The sequence below is a fragment of the Drouetiella sp. genome (genome assembly GCF_059504425.1).
This window is the reverse complement of sequence record NZ_JCACIN010000007.1, coordinates 1-9,157: the sequence shown is the minus strand read 5'-3', so window position 1 is coordinate 9,157 and position 9,157 is coordinate 1. Positions and strand designations below refer to the sequence as shown.

12 protein-coding genes and 2 pseudogenes are annotated in these 9,157 nt (G+C 48.9%); 1 reads left to right on the top strand and 13 read right to left on the bottom strand.

The window, feature by feature from the left end; translation table 11 throughout:
• Positions 1-33 precede the first annotated feature (33 nt).
• The 13 genes and pseudogenes from AC5JMP_RS01860 to AC5JMP_RS01800 all read right to left on the bottom strand — a co-directional run.
• Positions 34-639: a glutathione S-transferase family protein gene (locus AC5JMP_RS01860; RefSeq protein ID WP_495849723.1), complete on the bottom strand. Its 606-nt coding sequence runs from the start codon at positions 637-639 to the stop codon at positions 34-36.
• 200 nt (positions 640-839) lie between these two features.
• The gene (locus AC5JMP_RS01855) at positions 840-1,046 is read right to left on the bottom strand and encodes a hypothetical protein (RefSeq protein ID WP_495849722.1); all 207 of its coding nucleotides are present in this window, start codon (positions 1,044-1,046) and stop codon (positions 840-842) included.
• Positions 1,047-1,114: 68 nt separating this feature from the next.
• Entirely contained in the window at positions 1,115-1,762 is a 648-nt protein-coding gene (locus AC5JMP_RS01850) for an NADPH-dependent F420 reductase (protein WP_495849721.1), read from the bottom strand.
• A 22-nt stretch (positions 1,763-1,784) separates the two neighbouring features.
• Positions 1,785-2,360, bottom strand: coding sequence for an antibiotic biosynthesis monooxygenase (locus AC5JMP_RS01845; RefSeq protein WP_495849720.1), 576 nt, complete (start codon positions 2,358-2,360; stop codon positions 1,785-1,787).
• Between the two features lie 27 nt (positions 2,361-2,387).
• Positions 2,388-2,771 carry a carbohydrate porin gene (locus tag AC5JMP_RS01840; protein WP_495849719.1) on the bottom strand — a complete coding sequence of 128 codons (384 nt, stop codon included), beginning with the start codon at positions 2,769-2,771 and terminating at the stop codon, positions 2,388-2,390.
• A gap of 24 nt (positions 2,772-2,795) precedes the next feature.
• Positions 2,796-4,367 carry an iron uptake porin gene (locus tag AC5JMP_RS01835; RefSeq protein ID WP_495849718.1) on the bottom strand — a complete coding sequence of 524 codons (1,572 nt, stop codon included), beginning with the start codon at positions 4,365-4,367 and terminating at the stop codon, positions 2,796-2,798.
• A gap of 34 nt (positions 4,368-4,401) precedes the next feature.
• Positions 4,402-4,989: an isochorismatase family protein gene (locus tag AC5JMP_RS01830; protein ID WP_495849717.1), complete on the bottom strand. Its 588-nt coding sequence runs from the start codon at positions 4,987-4,989 to the stop codon at positions 4,402-4,404.
• 61 nt (positions 4,990-5,050) lie between these two features.
• Positions 5,051-5,356 carry a nuclear transport factor 2 family protein gene (locus AC5JMP_RS01825; RefSeq protein WP_495849716.1) on the bottom strand — a complete coding sequence of 102 codons (306 nt, stop codon included), beginning with the start codon at positions 5,354-5,356 and terminating at the stop codon, positions 5,051-5,053.
• A gap of 78 nt (positions 5,357-5,434) precedes the next feature.
• On the bottom strand, positions 5,435-6,022 hold the full coding sequence (locus AC5JMP_RS01820; RefSeq protein ID WP_495849715.1) for a cytochrome b: 588 nt from the start codon (positions 6,020-6,022) through the stop codon (positions 5,435-5,437).
• A 68-nt stretch (positions 6,023-6,090) separates the two neighbouring features.
• Positions 6,091-6,714 carry an FMN-dependent NADH-azoreductase gene (locus AC5JMP_RS01815; RefSeq protein WP_495849714.1) on the bottom strand — a complete coding sequence of 208 codons (624 nt, stop codon included), beginning with the start codon at positions 6,712-6,714 and terminating at the stop codon, positions 6,091-6,093.
• A gap of 159 nt (positions 6,715-6,873) precedes the next feature.
• Positions 6,874-7,539 carry a hydrolase gene (locus AC5JMP_RS01810; RefSeq protein ID WP_495849713.1) on the bottom strand — a complete coding sequence of 222 codons (666 nt, stop codon included), beginning with the start codon at positions 7,537-7,539 and terminating at the stop codon, positions 6,874-6,876.
• 422 nt (positions 7,540-7,961) lie between these two features.
• The gene (locus tag AC5JMP_RS01805; RefSeq protein WP_495849712.1) at positions 7,962-8,363 is read right to left on the bottom strand and encodes a nuclear transport factor 2 family protein; all 402 of its coding nucleotides are present in this window, start codon (positions 8,361-8,363) and stop codon (positions 7,962-7,964) included.
• Positions 8,364-8,498: 135 nt separating this feature from the next.
• Positions 8,499-8,693 (bottom strand): annotated as a pseudogene (locus AC5JMP_RS01800) (pirin family protein); the annotation flags it as partial.
• 129 nt (positions 8,694-8,822) lie between these two features.
• Between AC5JMP_RS01800 and AC5JMP_RS01795 the strand changes: the two are divergent.
• A pseudogene (locus AC5JMP_RS01795) lies at positions 8,823-9,104 on the top strand (LysR family transcriptional regulator); the annotation flags it as partial.
• Between the last annotated feature and the right edge of the window lie 53 nt (positions 9,105-9,157).

Sequence of the window (9,157 nt, the reverse complement as noted above, 5' to 3'; positions counted from 1 at the left end):
CCCAACCCTGCTTTCCTACGGCATCATAGCCCCTTAATTCTGTCCGAACCATTGTGGAATGTAACCTGGCAATTGCTTAACTCGTTCAATCCATGTCAGTACATGAGAATAAGTATCGAGATTGATCTTGCCATCCCGCGCCAGCGGCACATAGGGAAAGATAGCAATATCAGCGATCGTCGGGCGGTCGAACTCTAGCCAAGGGCGATCGCTCAAATGCTTATCGAGTTGCGTCAAGATGAAGTCTGCTTTTTGGGTTGCCCGTTCAATGTTGATGTTAGTCGCACCAAACAGGTAGTAGAGCCGCGCATTTTCAGGACCTTGACGCACTTCACCCGCCGCCGTTGAGAGCCAGCGAATGACTTGTGCCAGAGGCAGCGCATCTGAGGGGAGCCATGCTTCACCGCCATACTGCCGCGCCAGGTAAACCAGAATTGCTTGAGCATCCGGTAGGGTAACATCGCCATCCACCAACACTGGCACTTGACCAAACGGATTTCGCGTTAAATGCTTTGCCCCTTTTTGCTCTGCTGTCATCAAATCGACTTTGATCCATTCAAATTCCAGATTTAACAGCGATAGGAAGAGACGGACTTTGTAACTGTTGCCAGAGAGTTCGTGACCGTAAAGTTGCATCATGGGTTTAGCCCTCCAGATTGAATAACCATGAATTGGCTAAGAACGAGCCGTGGGATGGCAGCGATTCGCGCTCCAGCTGAGCCGGAACCGTGAAAGCACACTCATCCCAGGAGATGAATGACTTCCTCGTAAAGGAGTCAGGATCAACAGATTGAAGATGATGCATCAGGTCTCCTTTATTGTCATTAACTTTAGTCAGTCTAATCACACCGTAGTGATCGAGATAAAAGCGCACAAATCATCTGACCCGCAATCGTCAGTGCTAGCGTGAGCGCCGTACCAATCTTTGCGGCCGCCTGCATCGGCTGCCCCACATATCGCCTCAGCAGAGCATTGAGAGCAACCTGAACGGGCAACACTGCGCCTCCCATCAGGGTCGCAATGAAGTAGATGCTTTTGTCATTCATAGAATTCTCTTGAGTTTCAATACTGATGGACTATGATCGCGATCGCAACGGTGACACCAGATTGACCGCTAACGTCGCAAGATCTTCAAGCCAGTATTGGGAAATAAGCCAGTGACTACCGCTGTTTGCACCCAGATAGAAGCCAAAGCTTCAATCGATCTCGCCTTAATTAATCCACCTGCATCGATCGCGTCATAGCCGCACTCTTCAATCAAACCAGCAGTGATCGCTTTGGCATCAGCATCATCACCGCAGTACGGCAAACTGGGGCGTTCCGTCCCAAACTGGCGTGAGTCAGCTTGGAGCAGTTCAGCAAAGGTGAGGTTAAACGCCTCAACCACTTTCGCACCGGGCGCGAGTTGGGCAATCTGCTCAGCGACTGAAGACGTAAGTTCGGTTGGTAATCCCAACGTTTGCCCCTGAAAATCCGGTCTTAGACCACTGACGCAGGTGATCAGCACTTTGCCCTCTAGCGACCCCACTGCTTTGAGTGCATCTTCTAAAACCGCATATTGCACCGTCAGCATAATAACCTCTCCAAACCGGGCGGCTTCGGCGGTTGTTCCGGTGCGGGCGTTGCTTCCTGCTGACTCGGCGATCGCGTCAAGCTTTTTCAGATCACGGGAATAGCTGAACATCACTTGATGCCCTTGCCTCGCCCAAAGCTTGCCGATCGCGCTGCCCATGTTGCCAGAACCAATCATGCCAATATTCATATTTTTTCTCCTCGCCGTGTAATTAGAAATTAGGATACAGCCAGCGTTGGAATAGCTGGGTCAGGCGAGGCATAATCACATAGGTAAGAAGGGCAACCACCAATCCCGTTGTGAGCAGTTGATTGAGCAAGATTGGTAGGTTGGACAGAATCGGAGCGAGTAATCGACTGACAACAGTCAGGGTAACGAAGACTCCCATCCAAGTCACGATCGCCATCTTGTAGCGAGGGGGCGGAGATTTGAGCGGCTGATTAGGTAGACTAAACCAGGTTTCCAATCCGGTGAGAGTTTGAATGGACTCTGGCTGTTCAATCAGGGGTTGTAATCGTTCAATCCATTCGTGCCGAACATCGGACTCTAGCCAGGTTTTAAGGTTGTCGTAGCGATCGAACTTGAGGATCACTACATACTCAGGATGGGAATGATCTTGGGGTCGAATCGTGCTGACACCCAAATGACCCTTAAATTTTCGGGCATCGGCGGCGATGCCATGAAACCACTCTTCGTAGCCTTGTTCTCGCCCAGGACGAACGACATGAGAGATAATTGCCGTGACCGGAGAGTCTTCATCATCAAGGGTTAACGATTCTTCCATCATCGAATTTGCCTCTTCTGATTGTCATGTTCAAAACAGAAAAATAGTTCTCACTGTACCAGTGACGATCGTGCCGTTTGCGTCCTGGTTTCCAGCCTCTGTAATCACCTGGAGTGTGGGCGTGATGCGAATTGCATCAGTGATGGGAAAGTTATAGAACGCTTCAAAGTTGGTTTGAGTCGCGTTGCCAATCTCAGAGGCAATGATCGGTTGACCAGCAGCAATGCCTGCGATCGCCCCTTGTTTAAACAAGTCGGGAAAAGAAGCGCCAGCCATCCAGTAATTCAGAGTGGCATCATCAAACGCCGTGTTGCGATAGGTGCCGACTCCATACCTACCAAAAACAGCGATTCCAGTCGTAAGGCAAGCTTCTGCATTTGCGCCAAGGTTTTGATCCAAGTTGAATTCCTTCATGGATAATAAACTCCCAAAGCTTTGCTAGAAGGTGAAAACGGTGCGAATTGCTCCGGTTACGATCGCTCCATTACTGTTTTGATTGGCTGGATTCGCAATCACTTGAATTAATGATGTAATGCGGACATTCTGACTCAGTGGAAAGTTATAAAAAGCTTCAAGATTAGTCTGGGTAGCGTCGCCAATATCGGTCCCCAAAAAAGGCTGAGCAATACCAATGCCTGACAGGTCGCCCGTTGTGAATAAATCCTGAAAAGAAACTCCAGCAGACCAATAGCTAGGGCGAATATCGCCCACTGTTGTATCTGGATAGGAGGCATAACCATACCGACCAAATACCCCAACTTTGGGAGTGATTGCCCAGTCAAAATTAGCACCAACTGCCTGAAAATTGCTGCCTAAAACGCTTCCACCGCCGTATTGCAACCGCAAGCTGAGCGATCGCGTTGGCCTATATTCCACTTCCACCACACCCTGGTAGGGATCGCCAAACAGTCCGCCTCTTGAGCCACCGCCGCCAGATGGAAACAGGCGAATGTCGTTTAAGCCGCCACCCCCGAAGAACTGTTGATTGCCAAGTAAGCTTCCAGCCCCACTGCTGGCAATATAAGCAGCACGAAGGCTCAGAGCGCCCTGATTAGGTCGCCAATCGATCGCAGCACCCGCCCCTCCAGGTCGGGGTAACAGTAGAAAATTGTTGACGAGGGATTGGGTCGAAAAATCGCGGAAGCCAACGTTCGCATACCGATTTTTGTCTACAAAATCGCTAGCGACCATTCTTGCGCCCACCGTAACGCTGAGATCTGCTGTGGGTGCGAAGGTATAGTACAGTCGGGCAACAGAAATTTGCTCAGTGCCAGGAACGGCAAAATCGAGCGTGCTGCCCAAATTCGGTTCTAGAAACCCAGCGGCATTGTCATTTGTACCAGGGCTGGCAGCCAGCAAGCGCAGCTTTAACAAGTCTGTGCCGCTGAAACTGGTATTGAGATCAAGACTGAAGCGATAGAGTGCGGTCGGATTGGGCTGATCGCGAGTGACAACCGCTCCTCTTGGGCTAACGATGCGATCGCCCGCAAATCCCCCCGCACTGATCGCAACGATCGCCTGTCCTGACAGGCGCGATGTGGTTGAGAACTGCTGCGGCTCTAGAGTGGTCAGTTGAGCTTCCAGCCGTCCAACTTGACGTTGCAGAGCCGCTAACTCGGTCGCAAATTCCTCTTGAAGTCTCTGCACGGCGGCTGAGCTTTCAGAGGTCAACTCGTTGATGACTACAGTTGAATAAAGGTGACTCAAGCAAGTCTCTAACACCACTGCAAACTCTTGGCGCGGGAGGGGGCGATCGCTTCTCCACTGCACTGCTCCATCGACTGAGATGCATTGATACTGCTCGATGAGCGATCGTAAGGCTACAAACGACCTGCTTGTAGGCGAAACGTCTGACAATTGGTCTACCGAAGTGATTGGTTGCCATAAGTCGGCTGGTTCTGAGGCAGCAACTACTAGGGGCTTAGGCGCAGTCTGAGCAAAAGCGGATGGATGAATTATCCAAAACCCTAAACCTAAAGCGATCCATACACACACTCCCGTTTGCCGCATCTTCACTCTCTCATTAAGTACTGGACAGCATCAACTACAGACGATTGCCCCAGTAGCTCAATTCTTGATAAAGCTGTCCTACTGCTGGTCCTTCTGGCGCTTGCCAATCTTTCATGATTTCCGATGCAACTGATGCCCAAGACACCATGACGGCTCCTGCTTGAGTCATCCGCAACAACGCTGCCGTTTCATTCAACACGGTGTCGGAACCAGACACATCAACGACGACATAGGATTCGTAGCCCGCTTCCAGTAAATCCAGGGCGAGTTGGAGAGTGCAAATGTCCAAAGAAATGCCGCCCAGCAGCACTTTCTTGCGTCCCAAACTCGCGAGTTTATCTCGAAAGTTTGGCTCATCCCATGCACTTGGTGTATGGCGCTCAATGCGATCGGCGTGAGCGACATGGGCAACAACTTCCGGAAAAAACTTGCCACGAAATCCTCCTTCCTCTCCCAGCATGATAGTCGGCAACTTGAAGATGTTGGACAGACGAGCAAAAGCTTCTGCATTTTTTCGCAGCAAATCATGATTGATAGTTTTTAATCCGGGAAGGAAACCATCTAGAAAATCAACCAAAATTACAACGCAATTATCGCGGGTCAGTTTTTCACGGTAGTTCATGGTTTGCTCCTGTGTGATGAAAGGGATGTGTAGTGGGAATTGAATCCACTCTAAAGCTCATTCATGCTGAGGTTGAAGATAATGATGCGATCGCACCGATCATTCCAGGATCAATACTTCCTAAATATTCGCGGTATCCACAGATTTGGTTATCACGAACTTCAAATATGCCTACGATTCGATTGCGATAGGGCAGGTTCATCAACGTTCCTTCGTCTTCCCATTCCATGACAGCAATATTGTTGTGACCCATAACCAAAGACGGTTCTAGAAAGGTGAGTTGAGGTTTTGCCTGCGCAATCGCCTCATAACACTGGGCAGCACGATCGCGTCCCCCATTCTTACCTCGAAATTCCCCCAACGCCAAGCGCGAAGTGAAGTTGAACGAATTTGATCGTCATTCATAAATTCAAAAACTGAAGAAGGCTGAATAGCTTGTCTTAGGTTAGCTTCTGTGGAAATTCGTTCCTGCCTGAATGAATTTTGCGAACCGCCGCCAGTTTGCTTTAACCACTTTCCATTGCAAGATGAGATGCACTCCAATGAAAGCAAGAAACGTATAGGCAAGCCAGAAGTGCAGGGCGCGACCTACACCAACCATTACCTGATTTTTGGGAAAAATATCGGGCAATGGTAGACCAAAGAAGCTGACATTATTGGAGCGATAGGAATTGGAAAGCAAAAATCCGGCGATCGGAACTGCCCACATCCACACGTACATCAACGTGTGTAAGGCGAAGTTCTTGAACCATTGCGATGAGAATTTAGGAAGTCGCTTTGTGTATTTCTTCCACATCACTTGAATTAAAGTGAAAATGCGCCAAGTGAGGAGTGCCATTGTTAACACGCCAATCGATTTATGAAAGTCGTAAAGCATTCCTCGAAAAGAACTGGTAGATAGCTGCACCATCAAAGTTCCGCCAATGAACAAAATGAGATAACAGCCTGCCATCCACCAGTGAACGGACATTAATCGCTGAAAGGCGGAATTGAGCCTTGGTCTTTTGGGTACCGCTGTTTGCAGTAAACTCATTCTCAATACTCCATTAGAAATATTGCATCGGCAACGACCACTTGTCAGAACAATAGAGCTTCTAGAGATTACCCAACCGCAACAGTGTGCTGAATTGCGGTTTTCGCCGCTGTCAAAGACTGCTGACGGGCATCGTCTCCACCCATCAAATTGTCGGCATAAATCACCTCAACATCGGTGATACCCATGAAGCCGAAAATCAGGCGTAGGTAGGGTTCCTGCATATCATAGGCAAAGTACGGCGTGTCTTTAGGGTAGGAACCGCCCCGTGCCGTAATGATTAATAGCTTTTTGCCCTGCACCAAGCCTTTGTAACTGCCATCGGCTTCGACACTAAAGGTACGACCGACGCGCACAATTTGATCCAGGTAGGCTTTGAAGTTGGCAGGAATGCTGAAGTTGTACATCGGCACACTGAGGACATAACGATCGGCTGCCAGAAACTCATCCACGAGTTCATCCGAAATTCGCATCGCTTCGATACTTTCCGGCGAGTGCTGCTCTGGCGGCGTATAGGCTCCGGCAATCCAGGCTTCCGTGACAAATGGAACCGGGTAATGTCCAATATCTCGATAGGTGACAGTATCGTTGGGATAGACTGCTTGCCACTCTGAGATGAAGTGTTTGGCAAGGGTGCGAGAGATTGAGCGATCGCCACGCGGACTTGAATCAAGATGAAGAATATGGGTCATATTTAGATTTGCTCTAGAAGTTGTTCAATGAGTCTGAAAAATAGCGGAGACGAAACGTTGTAGAAACTGATAAGCGATCGTCCACAGAATGATTGAGCATGGTGCAAGTATCCGGCTTGAAACAATACCTGCACTCCGACTTCTCATCTTGATTTTGCTTTAGGTATGAGCGATCGCAGACACTTTCGCATTGCTAGGAGGTGCGCCATGTACCATCGTGTAGGCATACTCTACGCCCACCCCGTAAGCTCCAGAGTGTTCCTTGACCAAGCCAATCACAGCATCGTAGGTTTCCTTACGTGCCCAATCGCGCTGGTATTCTAGTAGCACTTGCTGCCAGGTTACAGGTACAGCACCCGCCTGGATCAACCGCTGCACTGCCATGTCATGAGCAACTTGAGATGTACCACCTGATGCGTCTACCACAAAGTAAACTTCGTAGCCAGCTTCAAGTGCTTGAATCGCGGGAAACACCAGACAGACTTCTGTCCATAGCGCCGCAATCACGAGTTTTTTGCGTCCGATGCGCTCCACTTCAGCCACAAACTTGGCATCTTCCCAGGAGTTCATGCTGGTGCGCTCAATGGGAGTTTGGTCAGGGAAAATCTCTAGCAGTTGAGGCCACATGAAGCCACTGAAGCTCTTGGTTTCAACGGTGGTGAGAATAGTCGGCACATTGAACACTTTTGCTGCTTTTGCCAACCCAACGGTGTTGTTTACCAACAATTGGCGCTCGATGTTCGCTACGCCAAAGGTCATTTGCGGCTGATGGTCGATGAAAATGACGGTAGAGTTTTCGGGAGTCAATAAGCTGTGAACAGTCATGATGGAATAGCTCCTGGATGTTAAGTGAACGAGTTGATTGCAGCATGGAATCAGGGGTAAGAGGCTAGCTTCCCTGCCATGCTCTTTGTCATATCAGCGGAGACAAAGACTGTGTGTTTGTGAGAGAGGATTTACTCGCTAATTCTCCGATTCAACCTTCTACAAACAAATCTGTTTAGAGCGTGATGCTTTGGGCTTGCATGGCTCGTTGTACGCCTGCATCCTCTGCTGTAAATGAGCAGCAAGCATGGCGCAGTTAGCAAATGAGTGGCGCGTTCTCTCATGCTTAAAACTGTTGCTGTCTGGGGTTTCTAGCTTTCTACAGTAAGTTGAGCATCCATTCGCGTATGCTCTGATCTTAAAGTGCAGGAGGCTTGTCCGAAGCGGCATAAAGGGTTTGTGCCAATGTCACGCACTTTCTCTCAAGAGTCGAGTTTGGATAAGTCTTGATCTGACTCTACGCTACGGTAGGTAAACTTCCACCCGGCACTTGTTTTCTTCAACTTTTCGTAGATTCTCGCAGAGCCGAGAAAACCACCTGTGCTAGCGTTGATGATGTATAGATAGGCAATAATTTCGGCACGATCGCCATTCACATGAACGATAGGGTCGTGAACATAATGACGTGTTCCACCATTGGCAGAAGTCTGTGCGTAAAACCCGTTAAACCAAGCCTTGTAAGACTCCAGGCTATTCGCAGAACCAAATGGTGTTTCAATTAGCACCTCATCGCTCCAGGTCTGGATGTTTTGTTCCAAGTCTCCAGAATCAAACGTTTGCTCTGCGATATAAAGCGTTGTCAGAATATCAATCCGTTCGTCCATTAGTTAACCATCCTGTACTGATTTAAAATTTGCCTTGACGCGCCCCTAAAACGCCCAACAGCTGCAACCGATATGTAAATGAGCAGCAAACATGGCGCAATTAGCAAATGAGTGACGCGTTCTCTCATGCTTGAAAACTATTATTGTCTCGCGGTGCCCGTGAATACTGAAGCCTTGTCCGCGAGTCACTTTATCTTCGTCAATCACACGCAAGTCAGCGAAGCCCATGTGATTGGGATCGTAATACTCACCAAAGGAGAAAGTGTGGCAACTATCGAGCCAACCAAAATTAGCAGTACCACGATCCTGAGCTGGTTGGATTGCAATCATATCTCGTGATTCCGAGTGGGCGGGAGCAATTTGTTTTAGCAACATCGCTATTATGAGTTGAACTGAAATAAAAAACAATGTGCTATTTTGCGCACAGACTGTCTCTAAAAAATCTACAATGCTTCGCCAATGGATAAGTTTGAAAGTATTCGTGCCTTTACCCAAGTTGTGATTTCGGGTGGTTTTGCAGCAGCAGCGCGGGACATGGGAATATCACGATCGGTCGTCAACAAACTGGTGATTGCCCTGGAAAATGAACTGGGAGTGCAGTTGTTGCATCGCAGTACGCGGGTAGTGACTCCGACGGAGAGCGGGTTAGCGTTTCATGAGCGGTGCCTGGAGATTTTGACAAGCCTAGAGGAAGCAGAGCGATCGCTGACCCAACTGCAAGCAGAACCGAGAGGTAGACTATAGCGCTACGCACATACGTTAGGACACTCTTTAAAGGCAGCATCAACGCAATC